Annotated in this window: 14 protein-coding genes and 1 pseudogene; 10 read left to right on the forward strand and 5 right to left on the reverse strand. The window is 46.3% G+C overall.

Features of this window, described 5'->3' with window-relative positions; translation table 11 throughout:
• Together H8K32_RS20740 and H8K32_RS15235 are read left to right on the forward strand one after the other, a co-directional pair.
• Positions 1-120, forward strand: a pseudogene (locus H8K32_RS20740) (IS30 family transposase); the annotation flags it as partial.
• 237 nt (positions 121-357) lie between these two features.
• The gene (locus tag H8K32_RS15235; protein ID WP_246447401.1) at positions 358-1,188 is read left to right on the forward strand and encodes a substrate-binding periplasmic protein; all 831 of its coding nucleotides are present in this window, start codon (positions 358-360) and stop codon (positions 1,186-1,188) included.
• Between the two features lie 15 nt (positions 1,189-1,203).
• Here the strand turns inward: H8K32_RS15235 and H8K32_RS15240 are convergent, their stop codons facing one another.
• Positions 1,204-1,665 (reverse strand): Lrp/AsnC family transcriptional regulator, encoded by a 462-nt coding sequence (locus H8K32_RS15240; protein ID WP_186913408.1) that lies wholly within the window; start codon positions 1,663-1,665, stop codon positions 1,204-1,206.
• Positions 1,666-1,821: 156 nt separating this feature from the next.
• Between H8K32_RS15240 and glmS the strand changes: the two genes are divergently transcribed.
• From glmS to H8K32_RS15255, 3 genes are all read left to right on the forward strand, one after another.
• The gene (gene glmS / locus H8K32_RS15245; protein ID WP_186913409.1) at positions 1,822-3,639 is read left to right on the forward strand and encodes a glutamine--fructose-6-phosphate transaminase (isomerizing); all 1,818 of its coding nucleotides are present in this window, start codon (positions 1,822-1,824) and stop codon (positions 3,637-3,639) included.
• 260 nt (positions 3,640-3,899) lie between these two features.
• Positions 3,900-4,073, forward strand: a complete 174-nt coding sequence (locus tag H8K32_RS15250; protein ID WP_186913410.1) for a hypothetical protein — start codon at positions 3,900-3,902, stop codon at positions 4,071-4,073.
• Positions 4,070-4,408, forward strand: coding sequence for a hypothetical protein (locus H8K32_RS15255; RefSeq protein WP_186913411.1), 339 nt, complete (start codon positions 4,070-4,072; stop codon positions 4,406-4,408). The genes H8K32_RS15250 and H8K32_RS15255 overlap by 4 nt, the downstream gene beginning before the upstream one ends.
• A 313-nt stretch (positions 4,409-4,721) precedes the next feature.
• Here the strand turns inward: H8K32_RS15255 and H8K32_RS15260 are convergent, their stop codons facing one another.
• On the reverse strand, positions 4,722-5,345 hold the full coding sequence (locus H8K32_RS15260; protein WP_186913412.1) for a TetR/AcrR family transcriptional regulator: 624 nt from the start codon (positions 5,343-5,345) through the stop codon (positions 4,722-4,724).
• Between the two features lie 121 nt (positions 5,346-5,466).
• Here H8K32_RS15260 and coaE point away from each other — a divergent pair, with 121 nt between their 5' ends.
• The 4 genes from coaE (at position 5,467) to H8K32_RS15280 (ending at position 10,683) form a co-directional block, all read left to right on the forward strand.
• A complete protein-coding gene (gene coaE, locus H8K32_RS15265; protein WP_222613141.1) occupies positions 5,467-6,096 on the forward strand; it encodes a dephospho-CoA kinase in 630 nt (209 codons plus the stop codon).
• 4 nt (positions 6,097-6,100) lie between these two features.
• Positions 6,101-7,240, forward strand: a complete 1,140-nt coding sequence (gene coaD / locus H8K32_RS15270) for a pantetheine-phosphate adenylyltransferase (RefSeq protein WP_186913414.1) — start codon at positions 6,101-6,103, stop codon at positions 7,238-7,240.
• A 1,563-nt stretch (positions 7,241-8,803) separates the two neighbouring features.
• Positions 8,804-9,481: a substrate-binding periplasmic protein gene (locus tag H8K32_RS15275; protein ID WP_246447403.1), complete on the forward strand. Its 678-nt coding sequence runs from the start codon at positions 8,804-8,806 to the stop codon at positions 9,479-9,481.
• Positions 9,482-9,540: 59 nt separating this feature from the next.
• Positions 9,541-10,683 carry a serine hydrolase domain-containing protein gene (locus H8K32_RS15280; protein ID WP_186913416.1) on the forward strand — a complete coding sequence of 381 codons (1,143 nt, stop codon included), beginning with the start codon at positions 9,541-9,543 and terminating at the stop codon, positions 10,681-10,683.
• A 95-nt stretch (positions 10,684-10,778) separates the two neighbouring features.
• On the opposite strand, the gene fumC is transcribed toward H8K32_RS15280, so the two are convergent.
• The 3 genes from fumC to yghU all read right to left on the reverse strand — a co-directional run bounded on the left by fumC (position 10,779) and on the right by yghU (position 14,712).
• Positions 10,779-12,176 carry a class II fumarate hydratase gene (fumC, locus tag H8K32_RS15285; protein ID WP_186913417.1) on the reverse strand — a complete coding sequence of 466 codons (1,398 nt, stop codon included), beginning with the start codon at positions 12,174-12,176 and terminating at the stop codon, positions 10,779-10,781.
• A gap of 118 nt (positions 12,177-12,294) precedes the next feature.
• Positions 12,295-13,695 (reverse strand): aminotransferase-like domain-containing protein, encoded by a 1,401-nt coding sequence (locus H8K32_RS15290; RefSeq protein ID WP_186913418.1) that lies wholly within the window; start codon positions 13,693-13,695, stop codon positions 12,295-12,297.
• Positions 13,696-13,836: 141 nt separating this feature from the next.
• Positions 13,837-14,712, reverse strand: coding sequence for a glutathione-dependent disulfide-bond oxidoreductase (gene yghU / locus H8K32_RS15295; protein ID WP_186913419.1), 876 nt, complete (start codon positions 14,710-14,712; stop codon positions 13,837-13,839).
• 430 nt (positions 14,713-15,142) lie between these two features.
• On the opposite strand from yghU, the gene msrB reads away from it, so the two are divergent.
• Positions 15,143-15,589 carry a peptide-methionine (R)-S-oxide reductase MsrB gene (msrB, locus tag H8K32_RS15300; protein ID WP_186913420.1) on the forward strand — a complete coding sequence of 149 codons (447 nt, stop codon included), beginning with the start codon at positions 15,143-15,145 and terminating at the stop codon, positions 15,587-15,589.

Here is a 15,589-nt window from a genome sequence, read left to right on the forward strand (position 1 = left end):
ATTACACAACAGGAGATTGATCACGCCATGAATAGACTGAATAATCGACCAAGAAAAAGGTTAGGATACCTTACACCCAATCAGGTATTCTTCAAAAATACGCTTGCACTTCAAAATTGAACTCGCGGAGGATAAAAATTACTTGAAAGCATTGTTTGAAAATTCCGCTAATTCAGCATTAGTCTGGAAATATTTTCAAAACTACTACGATCCTGAAGTGTTGAATCTTGGGCTTCGTCCTCATTAACCATCACTTCTGCGTTTTCCCCAACACTTTTTGTAGTTTGGTAGTCTTTTCGCTATAAAAATGGGCGTTTCAGGTAGACTATGAGCGTTACGTATCTTATGAGCCTTGATATGTTAATTCTCTGTCCAACGAAGCTTCTGGTGAGATTGCTTGCAGCGATGTTGGCAGTGTGTTTGTGCTCATCAGCGTTTGCCCATTGCTCTCGACCTATTAATGTTCCGATGGCAGTGACTGGGTTTAGCGTGATCGATCAGGGCGACATTATCAGTGGAATTTATCCTGAATTTTTGCGCTCGTTGTCGGCAAAAGAAGGGTGTGAGTTTGTGATGTCTTTAGTGCCGCGCGCACGCCTTGAGCTCATGTTTGAAAATGGTCAGGCTGACTTTATGGTTGCCTCGACCCGTACTCCGCGTCGCGATAAACATGGCATTTTTTTTCCGTTTATTCGTAGTCGTGCCGTGCTGATGTCACTGTCTGCACTTAATCGCCAACCGGTCAAAAATTTTCAGGAATTGCTGAATCAATCTAAAGCCAAAGTTGCTGTAGTACGTGGTTTCGATTATGGAGAACGTTACCAGGCTTTACTGATTGATTTACAAAAGCAAGGACGACTAGTACTAGATGTCGACCCACTTTCCGTTGCTCGTTTATTGAAATTGGGAGCAGTTGATTATGTCTTGATGGCGCCTTCTATATTGGCTGGGACTGCGCAGACTGATTCGCGCGTTGCAGATATTGTTGATCAATTGCGTTATGAGGCCCTGGCTGAGTTGCCTTGGGGCGAAAGTGGCGTTTACCTTTCCAGAAAATCATTAAACCCAGAAGATCTCGCGGCTATACAAGAGATGTTTGAGAACGCGGCACGAAATGGTTTGATTTGGAAAGGCTTCCAACGCTATTACAAAGAGGAAGTGTTGCGCGAAGGCGTACGTCCTCTTTGATTCTCAGAAAAAGTCTTATAACTCTATCCGCGTTTCAAATTTACTTCTTACGATAGAAAAGAAGCTGCGCACGTTGCGGATATTGCTCTGTGTTGCAAATAAACGGTGCGCCAGAGAGTGGTAAGCAGGCATATCAGCGACCTGAATAATCAACACAAAGTCTGGCCCTGGTGAGACGCGATAGCATTGTTGCACAGCGGTTTCGTTCGCTACTAACTGTTCAAACTCAAGCAGCTTTTCTGTCGCCTGGTGATCCAGTGTAATTTCGACGATCGCAGTAAGACTTGAGCCTAGCTTCTCTGGTGCTAACAGAGCAACCTGACGGGTGATGACACCTTCATCCGTCAGGCGCTTCACGCGTCGTAAGCAAGTTGGCGGCGAAGCATGCACGCGCGCCGCCAATTCATGATTAGTCAATGCTGAATTTTGTTGTAGTTGCAACAAAATGCGTCTATCTAATTCATCGAGTGCCATCATAATGGAATAATATTTCAAATAATAACAAGTTATGAAATATAGCACTCACATTTTTTTGTGTCGATGAATTATTTCAAAAATAACTGAATTTTGAAATAAATATTCACATAAATTCTATTAGCATGGCGACATTCCAATTTTATTTTTGAGGTCATTATGTGCGGTATCGTCGCAGCAGTTGCCCAACGTAACATCACTCCTATTCTGGTAGAAGGTCTGAAGCGACTTGAATACCGTGGCTATGATTCATGCGGCGTGGCTTTGCACGTCGATGGACAATTGCAACGTTCGCGCAGTACCTCACGCGTGGCAGAACTGCAGGCGCAAATCGAACAAACTGGCCTTGCTGGTTTTACCGGTATTGCCCATACTCGTTGGGCAACCCACGGTGTACCATCATCTGCGAATGCTCACCCGCATTTCTCCCGTGACCGTATCGCACTGGTACATAACGGCATTATCGAAAACCATGAAGAATTGCGCGCAGAACTGAGCGCACTCGGCTACGTTTTCGAAAGTCAGACCGACACGGAAGTCATCGCCCATTTAGTTGATCATTTGTACCAAGGCGATTTATTTGAAACAGTCAAGCAAGCCGTTAAACGTCTGACCGGAGCGTATGCAATTGCCGTTTTTTGCCGTGATGAACCACATCGCGTCGTTGGCGCACGTCATGGTTCGCCATTGATCGTTGGTATCGGCAAAGGTGAAAATTTCCTCGCATCTGATGCAATGGCATTAGCTGGAGTGACAGACCAAATCACTTACCTTGAAGAAGGCGATGTGGTTGATCTGCAATTGCAACGCGTCTGGATAGTTGATGTCAATGGCAAATCTGTTGATCGCGAAGTGCGCACAGTCCATGCCCACAGCGGCGCGGCAGAACTCGGCCCATACCGCCACTACATGCAAAAAGAAATTTTTGAACAGCCTCGCGCTATCAGCGATACGCTGGAAGGTGTGACAGGCATCATGCCAGAATTGTTTGGTGATAAAGCTTATGGTATTTTCAAACAAATCGACTCAGTGCTGATTCTTGCTTGTGGTACCAGCTACTACGCAGGTCTGACCGCTAAATACTGGTTGGAATCGATTGCTAAAATCCCAGTCAATGTCGAGATCGCGAGCGAATACCGCTACCGTGACAGCGTGCCTAATCCAAACAGCTTGGTGGTGACCATTTCTCAAAGCGGTGAAACTGCAGACACCTTGGCTGCTTTAAAGCATGCACGCAGCATGGGCATGCAACACACACTGACCATCTGCAACGTCTCCACCAGTGCCATGGTACGTGAATGCGCATTGTCATACATCACCCGCGCTGGCGTTGAAGTTGGTGTCGCATCGACCAAAGCATTCACCACACAATTAGCTGCGTTATTCTTGTTGACGCTGACACTGGCACAAAGCAAAGGCCGTTTGTCTGAAGAAGAAGAAGCGTCACACATCAAAGCGATGCGCCATTTGCCAGCCGCCATCAGTGCAGTTCTGGCGCTGGAGCCGCAAATTATCGCCTGGGCAGAAGAATTTGCGAACAAAGAAAACGCCTTATTCCTCGGCCGTGGCCTGCACTATCCAATCGCCCTCGAAGGCGCATTAAAGCTCAAAGAAATTTCCTACATCCACGCAGAAGCCTATCCAGCAGGTGAATTGAAACACGGTCCATTGGCATTGGTTACCAAAGAAATGCCTGTCGTCACCGTGGCACCTAATGATGCGTTGATTGAAAAACTCAAATCCAACTTACAAGAAGTCCGCGCACGTGGCGGTGAGTTGTTCGTTTTTGCGGATGCTGATTCGCACATCACTTCGAGTGAAGGTGTGCACGTAATTCGCCTGCCAGAACACTATGGTCAACTGTCAGCGATATTGCATGTAATTCCACTGCAATTGCTCGCGTACCACTCGGCTTTAGCACGTGGCACCGACGTTGATAAGCCACGGAATTTAGCGAAGAGTGTCACGGTTGAATAATGTCGATGAGAAAATTTTTGCTCATGTTCTCGGCAATTAAAGTCATAAACTGGCTATTAAAGTCGTAAACTAAAAACCTTTAAGAAAATGCCCAAACCTGGATGATCGGGCTTGGGCATTTTTGTATCTGAAGCCGAGTACAAATAAGCTCTTGATTTATCGTGAGCTCGCTGTAGAGTATTTTGGTGTGACGCCAACATCAAAGATGAAATGGCGCAAATCCGTGGAAAATGACTCAATTGACGAGCGAGGGGCAAGCTATGCCATTATTCAGTTCAGAAGTGACATCGCTGTTGACTGCGCTCCCGAATGAAACCTTATTCAGTATTTCGAGTCGCCAGCATGCATTTTGGGGACATTCTCTGGCCAGAAAAACGAGTTTGCTGCTGTATGGAAAGGCGCAAGGGGGCTATGGCATCCCATCGACGATGTGAGCGCATATGATGTTCTCGCTGCGCTAAGTGATCCAACTCATCTCGATGGGCCGGGACTAAACTTGCAAGCATACGCAGAAGAGAGTAGCTCAACCTTCTTGCCGAATGGTCGCTTGGTTATAGCTCTCATGGGTGATATCGATTCAGACGAAGGCTCTATTACGCAAGGCGAACTACGAATCGTCGATTTGGAAAAATCCGGAGAAACCAAAGTTGTTCGCTCTGTTGGTCAATTGGGTACTATTTTTGCTTTAGGTAGCGACCCCTTGTTGGCTCTATACGACCACCCTCGATTGATTAATCTTGTGACCGGGAAGGAAGTTTATAAGTGGTAGCAGTTCAAATCTGGAACGCAGACAAGTAGCATTTTAATGTCTGACCAGAATTTGCCCGTTATCGCCGTCGATTCCATCAACCAACTTTTCGCAATTGCAGACCTTAATGGTCTCACGATCATTCAACTCCAAATATGACAACGATATTTTGATTGACATGTTTGGAAAATCTCGACGTTCTTCTCAAGGCATTATGCCGCCTGTTACGGAGCTTCTAAATAGTCGTTAAGGACAAATATTTGCGTGTAGCGAGAATTGATGATTTCGATAGTTCCGCTGAAATTCTGAATTCAAAAGTTTTCCGGTATTTTGATCATAAATTTCGGATACCCAATATCTTCTCTCCGTCGACATACCGCTGTACCATTTGGTAAGCGGTCTCCGCTGCGTAGCCAGAAGGCATCGCCTCTGGTGCTGCGCTAGCCAATTGAAAAGCACCCTCCATGAATGCCAGCAACGCGGCTGCCAATCGAGGAGCATTCTTTAAACTTTTACGTTTGTCTTTCAAACATGCAGTCAAAAGACTTTGGGCTAGAGCTAACTCTTCTTTGATAGATTCCTGGTAAATCAATCTCACTTCTGGTTGACGTACTGCTTCTGCGCCAATAACTACCCATGCAGCCACCGCTGCTGGATTGGCACCATCACCTTTCCCTAGTCGTGCGTTGATATACGCTTGAAGTTTATCCTCTGCGGATGATGCGTTCTTCGAAAATTCGAAATACCGTGCACGAGACAGTTCCGCTAAGGTTTTAACCAGAGCCAAAAGGATCTCATTTTTGGTTTTGAAGTGGTAATGCAATAACCCTGGGCTGAGATTTGCCTTCTTTGCGATGACCTGAATCGTTGCCTTTTCGTAGCCATGCTCTGCCATAGAAGCGAGGAGCGCGTTAACTATCTCTGTTCGACGCTGTTCGGTATTGGGAGGTCTGGACATGGCATTAACATTTAATTGGTTGATTAACCAAATTATACTTGCATTCTTTTGGGTTTCCCACTAATCTCCAGTTTATTGGGTGATTAACCAATTTAAAATATTGAAAAAAGTGGTTGAGAGAATGTTGAGCGTAGAACAAAAACCTTGTTTAAGAACTGTGCCGCATGTGGTGGCACTGACCGGAGGTATTGGTAGTGGCAAATCAACGGTGAGGAAAATGTTTGAGGATTTAGAGGTGCCGTGCATTGACGCAGATCTAGTTGCTCGAGAAATTCATCAAAATCCGAAGCATCCAGCAACAGTTGAAATTATTGAGGCATTCCCGGAAGTTGCAAGCCCAGACGGAAAGTTAAGTCGTGGAAGTTTGCACACACTCTTCGCAGTAGATTGCATAGCCAATGTGAAGTTAAAAGCGATCTTGAAGCCGTATGTGTTAAATCATGTCCAACACTGGACGAGTAGCATGACAGCGCCTTACGTTATCTGGGAATCTGCATTGATTGTAGACGGTGGTATCGATGCAGATTATGTTGTATGCGTCGATGCATCAAACGACATCAGGGTTGATCGAGTTCGAGCAAGAAATCCTAGTTGGACCCATGATCAGATACTGCGCATCTTCGCGATGCAGGCATCAAGAAAAAGCTATTTGACTGGTGCTGATCAGATTATTTGCAATGAATGTTCACGTAGAGATCTACAGTTGCAGGTCGCCAAGTTACATAACAAGTTCATTAATATTTGGAAATAAGATCATGAAGAAAATTGCATTTTCAGGCACGTTAGATCCCATCACTAATGGTCATATGTGGGTAATTCAAGAGGCGCGTGCTTTAGCAGACGAAGTCGTTGTTATGATATCCGAAAACCCTTTCAAGAAGCCGCAATTTTCTGCATCAGAACGCAAAGCGATAGTCGAAAAAAGTGTCATGGCACAAGGTTGGACGAATGTGAGTGTCGTACTCGTGAAAAACGATTACACCGCAAGAACTGCAAAACGATTGGGTATTGACTACCTGATCAGGGGTATTCGCAATACTGCCGACTTCGACTATGAAAATCTCATTCAACAAGCAAACGTTGAGGTATTGCAGGGTGCTAAAACGATCTTCGTCATGCCTCCACGTGACCTTGGCTCTGTCAGTTCCAGTTTTGTTCGGGCATTGCAAGGCCCTGTAGGTTGGCATTGGAATGTAGAGAAATTTTTACCTGAGCCTGCATACAAGGCCTGGATAGTCGATTGGCTCGGTCGTGAATGGCGATCACTTTGGATTCAGTCTGACGTCGATACTTCTGCACGTGCAAATGAAGACAAATGGTTCCAGTACCTTGCGGGAGGCTCGGCATATGGATCTCCTCAGCGCCATTACCATAACCTCAATCATTTGGTTCATGGACTAACTGAGATTGCGGCATGGGCCGCTACGACGAATGCGAATCGCAATGATATTAGCACAATTAAAAAGGCGTTTTGGTTCCATGATGTTGTGTACGATGACGTGAAGCAAGGCATCTCAAACGAAGAAGCTAGCGCAAGACTGTGGCTTGAATCAGGCCTCGATATCGATAATGCGGCAGAGGTCGCTGATTTAATTCGCGCGACGGATCATTTGCAACAGAATGAAATTGCGCATCCACTGAAAGACATCATGATAGGTGTGGACTTGGCGATCTTGGGTCAGCCAAACGAGGTCTATGACCAATATGCGCGCGACGTCAGAAACGAATATCGCTCTATTGAAGAAGAAACCTACCGCACGAATCGAAAAACCGTCATGATGTACTTCCAGCATAAAGCGGGCTCTGAGGAACTCTTCCATGATGCCTACTTCAATGATCTCTATAACCAGCAAGCACTTGTTAATTTCGAACGGGAAATCGAAAGTCTTAGTTGAGTTTATGCCAGTGACATTCTGAAACGAAGGATCGCATCATCCAATGTGATCCTTATTCCAAAAAGAGTGTATTCCATGAAAGTCCAAACTTAGCTAAGTATTTCTTCAGCCTGTCGGAATCATTGGGCTTCTCTTTGGCACTTCGTGAGGCGGCATACAATTTTCTCCCGGCATCGGAAATGGATTTCGAACGTTTACACACGCCTAATACGGCTCTAAGTTGCATCTCATCGAACAGGTCAAGCCTATCTAACTCATCTCGCGCCAGCACTTTATTTAATTCAATTCTGTCTGAGGTGTCATTTTGCTAGTAGTGCCGCCAGAGTTTTTTAGCCGCAGAACTTCGTCCGAAACGACTGTGTCCGTCACCCGACCAGCGTCGGCAAGTGTGGCCAGTCGTCTCTTAGCCTTGAAACGACCCGATTATTTCGTGTGCGTGGATAAAGCTAATAAAAGCAAATTGTCTGAGGCCATAGGCATCAGGATGAATCATATAACGCTCGATTCGTACTGGTCTCATGTTATTCGGCCTTTACTATGCAGCCCCTGGTGGAACTCGAGCCGTCCGAGCGATGATCTCGGCGGTCGTATTTGGGATTCCAGAATGGCATGCATTGACGCTTTCTGCTATGAACGCTAGAGAGAGCGGTTTACTAGCGGCATCCCACTACCTTACGCGTTAAGCTGAGAGCCCGGTGCAGTGCTGCATCGAGCGAAAATAATTCTGGCTCCTAGTGAATTTTTGCTAGGGTTCATTTTTAAATCACTCATTCTCAAGAATTCTCATTTGTTCGAATCACTTTGTAGACAGTTTTAACCATCGACTCTAATTTGGTTTCGTGCTTATTTGCGGAGTAGGACAAAAACTAGTTTACGACTTTAATTGACGAAAATATCCGATAAAAATATCAATCTGAAAGCGAGTTTACGACTTTAATTCTGATGTGATTTATTTGCCTGCTCTGAACACCGCACCAGATATAGACGCAAGTTTACGACTTTAATGTACGAGAACATCACTTTTTAGCCCTTAAAGAAAACATCAAAGTCAACAATTAAAATCTTTAACAAAGCCCAGACCTGAACACAGGTTTGGGTATTTTTATTCGATACGCAAGTTTGGAGATGATTGACTGCGAGCTTGAATAGTACTACATGGTAGTCTTATTCTTTTAAAAGTAATATCGTGATTGATAGTCTGATAGTCTGATGGTTTGATAAACCAAACTCTATTTCCCATTGCTAGTTCGCTGTCTCGTATTTTCGAGGCGTGTCGCAAATGGCTCAGTTGTATGTTTCGAATGCTCCTTTTCTTTTTCACGTCAGCGAATCCCACCAGAAATCGTCGATCGATTAAGTCATGCAATGGATGAGATGCGCAAAGATGGGAGCTTAGAATCGATTTATCAACGATATTTACCTGCTGATATCGCAAAAACTATGTTGCCTTAAAGTACTCATTTTTCCCGGCTTGAAACAGGTACAATGGTGAATCATTGACATGAAATACACCTATTCATGCGACGTCGGATACTTTTAAAGTTGACAGGGTTGCCGTTTTTAATGGCGTTGCCATCGCATGCGCAACAAGCGGCTACGCTACATATTTCTACTTTAATGGGGAGTGATCCCGCGACCATTATTGCTGAGAAAATTATCACTGAAGCATACCGGCGACTGAATATTCATGTGGATATCAATGAACTACCAGGTGAACGTTCATTGTTAAGTGCGGATTCTGGATTGACGGATGGTGAGTTGTATCGCAAAGCAGGAATCGAAGCACAGTATCGAAATCTGGTCATGGTACCTGTTCCTTTGATGAACTACGAAATTGTGGTGTTTTCCCGCGGCCTGAATTTCCCTGTCAATGGATGGGAAAGTCTGCGACCATATACGATAGGATTTGTAAAGAGTATCAAAATTATCGAAGAAAACACCAAAGGTATGAAAATCGAAGTGGCGACATCACTTCGCAATGCTTTTCTTAAAATGATGTTGGGACGTTCTGACGTCGTGGTTACCAATCGTTTGTCGGGGTTGGCAATGATAAGGGAACTCGCTCTTCCCGGAATTGCTCTGCTTTCTCCCGCACTGGTCGTCTTTCCTGTGTATCATTATTTAAATAAAAAACATGCAGATTTAATTCCTGATCTGACCAGCGTTTTAAATAAAATGCAGAACGAAAAAGCAATCAGAGATATTCAAAAAACAGTCAAATCAGATTTAGGCGTGGACTAGTTTGTACTGCTTCCCCGTAGCAGCACTTGTTTATTTTTGTATATCCTTAAAGGACAAAAATGAGTCAAATACTACAACATCATTTTTTTCTTAAATCTGCCATAATTTCTCTGCTGGCCTGTGGCGTCGTATTGAATGCGCCTTTTGCCCAAGCCGGACCATCACTCAACATTGAAGAGGATGCGCTTGCAATTAAGGCGCAATTGGTTTTTCAGGAAGAATGCCGGCGAGATGAATTTTCTGGCGCGATGTTGATTGCTCAAGGTAGTAATGTGATTGCCGAAGGGGTATGCGGTGAAGCTAGCAAACGCTACCATGTGCCGAACAAGATAGACACTAAGTTTAATATCGCCTCTATCGGTAAAATGTTTACCGCGGTTGCTATTGCTCAACTGGCAGAAGCTGGCAAACTTAAATTCGACGATAAGATTAACAAGTATATCGATCCAAGTTGGTTACCAGCCAAGGTGACTGAACGCATCACCATTGGCCAATTGCTGGCTCATAGCGATGGATTAACTGAGTTTATGACAATGGAAAGAGCGCGTCAAAGTTCGCGTGCACTGTATCGAGAACTCGATGACTTAAAACCTATGTTGCAAGGCATACAGCCTGAGTTTGAACCGGGTACAAGATATTATTACGCCAATACTGGCTATGTATTGCTGGGAGTGATTGTGCAAAAACTATCGGGTCAAAATTATTATGACTACGTGCGGCAACACATCTACCAAGTGGCCAGCATGAATGACACGGATAGTTATGCGCTTGACGAACCAGTAGAAAATCTCGCAATGGGCTATATGAAGATGCCCGGAGGCATAAGAGAAAGCACTTTTGAAGGCGTGATGCGTGGCTTCTCTTTTGGATGTGGTTATTCGACCGTGCGTGATTTACTGCGCTTCACTCAGGCTTTGCAAGATGGCAGGCTGATCAAGCCTGCGACCTTGAAAACGCTATGGCAAAACCATTCGCCTGAAGAAACACAAAAACACGGTGGCTACGGTTATGGTTTTGAACTTAGTAACAGCAAAATAGGACCCGTCGTCGGGCATAGTGGTGGTTTTCCGGGTGTCAGTGGAAACGTCAATATATACACCAACAGCGGTATTGTGGTGATAGCGTTATCGAATTATTGGCATGCTGCTCCGATTGCGGAAAGCATTGAGCGTATGCTTAGCATTCGAAATATTAGTCAGTAAGCTTGGTGCAATCCGTACTGTCAAATTTTTATGAGGGCCGGCGGCTTATACCCACCGTACCTCACTGAAATACCGATCAGCCCTGTGTACCTGCCTTACTCCGGCTTCGTCATCGCCATTGGTTTGACCCACTCATCAAATTGCGCTGGCGTGACCAGGGCGAGTTGTTGCGCCGCTTGTCGCAGAGTCAGACCTTCATGGAGTGCTGTCTTGGCGATTTTTGCGGCGTTGTCATAACCAATGTGGGGCGCTAAGGCGGTGACCAACATGAGGTTATTGTCCAGATTGCGATTGATGACTGGCAGATTGGGTTCTATGCCTAGCGCGCAATGATCGTTAAAGGCCTTGCAGCTGTCGGCTAATAAACCTATGCTTTCCAACACATTGTGCACCATGATGGGCTTGTAGACATTGAGCTGGAAGTTGCCCTGACTGCCTGCAAATGCAGTTGCCGTGTCATTGCCAAATACTTGTACGCACACCATGGTTAATGCTTCGCATTGCGTCGGGTTAACTTTGCCGGGCATGATGGATGAGCCAGGTTCATTTTCAGGGATAAAAATTTCACCAATGCCGCAGCGTGGGCCACTTGCGAGCCAACGCACATCATTGGCGATTTTCATTAACGCTCCCGCCAGAGTGCGTAAGCTGGCTGACGTATTGACCAGTGCATCATGCGCCGCCAGTGCGAAGAATTTGTTGTCTGCGGAACGGAAAGCGTGGCCGCTGAGGTATGCAATATGTTTCGCACAGGTTGCGCCAAAATCTCTATGTGCGTTTAATCCTGTACCCACGGCGGTGCCGCCTATGGCCAAATCCAGCAATCCATTGACCGATGCTTTGATGAGTAGCGTCGCGTGATCTATTTGAGCGACCCAACTGCCGATTTCCTGGCCCAATGTGATCGGGGTTGCGTCTTGCAGATGTGTTCTGCCGGTCTTTACAGTCGTCGCAAATAGCTGTGCTTTGGCATCGAGTGTATCGCGTAATACTTTGAGAGCCGGGAATAATTTTTGATACAGTTCATCGACCACGGCAATATGTATCGCAGTTGGAAAGGTATCATTCGAAGACTGTCCGCGGTTGACATGATCATTCGGATGCACTGGTTTTTTTGAGCCAAGTTGTCCACCCAAAATTTCAATTGCGCGATTGGAGATGACCTCATTCGCGTTCATATTTGATTGAGTACCGGATCCGGTCTGAAACACCACCAATGGAAATTGCCCATTGAGTTTGCCGTCGATCACTTCCTGCGCAGCTTGTGATATTGCGTTGGCGATGTCTGGTGCTAACTCGCCCAATTCCAGGTTAGCTAGTGCGGCTGATTTTTTGAGTATACCCAAGGCACGTATCATGGCGAAAGGCCATTTAAATCTATCCACGCCGATCGGAAAATGTTGAATAGAACGTTGCGTTTGGGCGCCCCAATATTTGTCGGCGGGCACTTCAACATTACCCATAGAATCTGACTCAGTTCTGAATGCTTGCATGGCTTACATCTCTCATCAAAATGTTCATTTCTTCGATCAGGGGGGGGGCTTATCTAAGGTGATTGAATCGACTCAGACATGTCGCATCGAATTATAAATGACATTGCAATTTCAGAAATTAAATCTGACGTAAATGAGCTTCTGGCCGTCGCGCCAGCAAATGCGAGAGTCGTCTTAGCGCCGCTGCCAATTGTTCGCGCTGACGTATGCCACCAAGTGCGATGCGAACGCTATGTGGTGGATTGCTTTGGTTATAGAAAATTTCTGACGGCGTAATAGCAAGCCCATCATTGCGTGCTGACTGCACCAATTCTTGTGCTGTCCAATAACTCGGTAAGGGTAACCAGACATGTATCCCCTGATTATTTAAACAGGATCGTCCTGCTAATAAATCGGCGGCCATACGTTGGCGCAGGCTAGCTTCTTCATGGATGCCAGCTAACAAAGTCGTGGCCGTACCATTGCGTATCCATTGTGATGCCAAGGCGCTCGTGAGCGGTGGCGTCATCAGGCTGAATGACCTGAGTGCAGTGAGAAAACGCTGTTGCAGTTCATGTTCCTGCAGCCAGACAAATGCCGTACGCAAGCCGGGAGCCAGACATTTTGCCAGCGTAGCGATGTAACACACGCGGTCAGGAATCATGGTCGCCAAAGGTGGCGGCGCATCGTCCAACAATAACCAATACGGATCATCTTCAAGCAAATAGGCATCACTGTGCGCGATGACTTTGGCGATCTCCTGACGGCGTGCTGTGGGCATGGTGTGCGTTGTCGGGTTCTGCAAGGTCGGGTTTACATAAACCATGGGCGCCGCATATTTTTTTAGTGCTGCAGCCAGAAGATCGGGGCGCATGCCGTCGATGTCGATGTCAACCGCAATGATGCGTCGTCCCAATTGTTCTGCCGCCATACGCAAGCCCGGATAGATCGCTGGTTCAGCCAGAATGACATCACCGTGCTTTGTCAGGCTCATGATGAAAGCCGCCAGTGCTGCTTGCGCACCGGGGCAGACGCTGATCTGGGTAGGCGCAATTTTGCCCAACATAGGTTGTAGCCAACTGACCCCGGCGGCTCTGTCATCCAGGCTGCCACCACCTAGATGATAGTTGATTAGCAAATCATCGTCGGCATTGCGCTGTACTTGTGCTAATCCTTGCTTGAGCAACTCTGCCAGAGCGACGTTTGCGGGTGGGGGAGGGATATTCATACTCAGATCCAACATCTGCCCGAGATCGAATTTGGGTGCGGTTGCGTAGGTTCCGCGAGCACCAAGTCCACTCAGTAACTGACGTCGTTTGGCTTCTTCATATGCGCGAGTGACGGTGGTCAGATCGACTTGCAATAGCTCAGCCATGCGTCTTTGTGATGGCAGGCGATCACCGGTCTTGAGCTGTTGATTGTCGATTGCCCGTTCGATGAAATCGGCGATCTGCATATAGCGCGGTCCGCCATGCTGGACAAATTGACCTAACCAGACAATTACCTGGCTTTCATCTTGTATGGATTTGGACTGCGGCATTTTGTCTTCATGTAGGGACTTTGTGTTCGGATATTATCCGCGTAATCCTCATTTCTTTCCATACATAGAAAGCGCGATGACCGCACACCGCTTGGATAGTATGACGGTGAAGTTCCTTATCGACGTACTATCCAGTCTGCATTAGTTTGCCGTTGCAATCTTATCTTGGGTTTTTGTTTCAAAATCACTGGCGTCGTGACGCTCATGGAGCTGCTCAGACAGTTCGCCACTGGTACGGTTGACCATCCGTCCGCGCACTACCGCCGGGCGTTGTGATATCTGTTCTGCCCAACGCAGCACGTGCTGATATTCTGCGACGTTGAGGAACTCGGTTGCATTGTAGACCCAACCCTTTACCAAACCGCCATACCAGGGAAATACGGCAATGTCGGCGATCGTATATTCTTCGCCTGCCAGATAGGTGTTGTTTGCAAGGCGTTGGTTTAACACATCCAGCTGGCGCTTGACTTCCATTGCAAAGCGGTCGATGGCATATTCAATTTTCGTTGGCGCATACGAATAAAAATGTCCAAAGCCACCACCCAGATACGGCGCACTGCCCATTTGCCAGAACAGCCAGTTCAAGGTTTCAGTACGAGCCGCAATATCTTTCGGTAAAAATGCGTCGAATTTTTCTGCGAGGTACAAGAGAATCGATCCCGATTCAAATACCCTGACAGGCGCATCACCGCTATGGTCTGACAAAGCCGGAATTTTGGAGTTGGGATTGATGTCGACAAAGCCTGAACCAAATTGATCGCCTTGTCCGATTTTGATCAACCATGCGTCATACTCAGCACCGCTATGACCAAGGGCAAGCAATTCTTCCAACATGATCGTCACCTTGACACCGTTAGGCGTCGCCAATGAATACAGTTGCAACGGGTGTTTGCCAACTGGCAGTTCTTTATCATGCGTAGGTCCGGCAACCGGGCGATTGGTACTTGCGAAAGTACCGCCATTAGGTTTAGCCCAGGTCCAGACTGTTGGTGGGGTATAAGTGCTTGAATCGCTCATCTTCATCCTCAATTGTCTTTGATTTTATCCGTTGTCCCCGATCTCGGTATTTTGATGAAAGGGAAAGAGGTAGATGGTAACTCAAATAGAATTTTTGCATCAAAGGCAGGAAAATCAAACATCGGCATGAGAACGTTTGTTCATGTAAGTAACTTAAAAAATACCTGATGTCTGTTGTCGTTGAGGTACCGCTGACGAATTTTTATAAAAATGATCAGGTGTAACTACAACAATGATAATTTGCTTCATGCAATTGTGCTGCCAACCGTCATTCGAGGCTTCATCAACTCTCCTTAACAGACTCTGTTAGCATATAAAATTTTAAGGGATCGCTGTAAGCTTTTTCAGCTACGGACGACTACCTCATGCACACCATTTGAATTTGCAAACACAAATCAGGCATCGTGTATTACCTAGAAACGGAGTTTTTATGACACGCTACACTAAATCGGCAGAAGCGATCAAAGCATTGACGCCAGAGCAGTTTAATGTCACCCAGCGCAACGGTACTGAGCGACCAGGCACCGGTGAATATCTGAACAATAAAAAGCCAGGTATCTATGTGGACATTGTTTCTGGTGAGCCCTTGTTTGCTTCAGCAGATAAATACGAATCCGGTTGCGGCTGGCCGAGTTTTACCAAACCACTGACCCATGGTTTTATCAAAGAATTGCACGACGACAGTCACGGCATGCGCCGCACCGAAGTGCGCTCAGCGCATGGCGACAGCCATCTTGGACACGTTTTCCCTGATGGCCCGCGTGACCGTGGCGGTTTGCGCTATTGCATCAATTCGGCCTCATTGCGGTTTGTGCCGTTGGAGAAAATGCTCGCCGAAGGTTACGGCGATTACATCAGTCAGGTAGAGGGAGTTTGA

Source organism: Cognatundibacterium jejuense (assembly GCF_014284255.1).
Taxonomy (GTDB): Bacteria; Pseudomonadota; Gammaproteobacteria; order Burkholderiales; family Burkholderiaceae_D; genus Undibacterium; species Undibacterium jejuense.

Bases quoted from the DNA above. Each gene is read 5' to 3' on its own strand.
- coaD (WP_186913414.1), top strand. From the start codon at position 6,101: ATGAAGAAAATTGCATTTTCAGGCACGTTAGATCCCATCACTAATGGT.
- yghU (WP_186913419.1), bottom strand. From the start codon at position 14,712: ATGAGCGATTCAAGCACTTATACCCCACCAACAGTCTGGACCTGGGCT.
- msrB (WP_186913420.1), top strand. From the start codon at position 15,143: ATGACACGCTACACTAAATCGGCAGAAGCGATCAAAGCATTGACGCCA.
- H8K32_RS15275 (WP_246447403.1), top strand. From the start codon at position 8,804: ATGGCGTTGCCATCGCATGCGCAACAAGCGGCTACGCTACATATTTCT.
- H8K32_RS15290 (WP_186913418.1), bottom strand. From the start codon at position 13,695: ATGCCGCAGTCCAAATCCATACAAGATGAAAGCCAGGTAATTGTCTGG.
- H8K32_RS15250 (WP_186913410.1), top strand. From the start codon at position 3,900: ATGCCATTATTCAGTTCAGAAGTGACATCGCTGTTGACTGCGCTCCCG.
- glmS (WP_186913409.1), top strand. From the start codon at position 1,822: ATGTGCGGTATCGTCGCAGCAGTTGCCCAACGTAACATCACTCCTATT.
- H8K32_RS15240 (WP_186913408.1), bottom strand. From the start codon at position 1,665: ATGATGGCACTCGATGAATTAGATAGACGCATTTTGTTGCAACTACAA.
- coaE (WP_222613141.1), top strand. From the start codon at position 5,467: ATGTTGAGCGTAGAACAAAAACCTTGTTTAAGAACTGTGCCGCATGTG.
- H8K32_RS15235 (WP_246447401.1), top strand. From the start codon at position 358: ATGTTAATTCTCTGTCCAACGAAGCTTCTGGTGAGATTGCTTGCAGCG.
- H8K32_RS15260 (WP_186913412.1), bottom strand. From the start codon at position 5,345: ATGTCCAGACCTCCCAATACCGAACAGCGTCGAACAGAGATAGTTAAC.
- H8K32_RS15280 (WP_186913416.1), top strand. From the start codon at position 9,541: ATGAGTCAAATACTACAACATCATTTTTTTCTTAAATCTGCCATAATT.
- fumC (WP_186913417.1), bottom strand. From the start codon at position 12,176: ATGCAAGCATTCAGAACTGAGTCAGATTCTATGGGTAATGTTGAAGTG.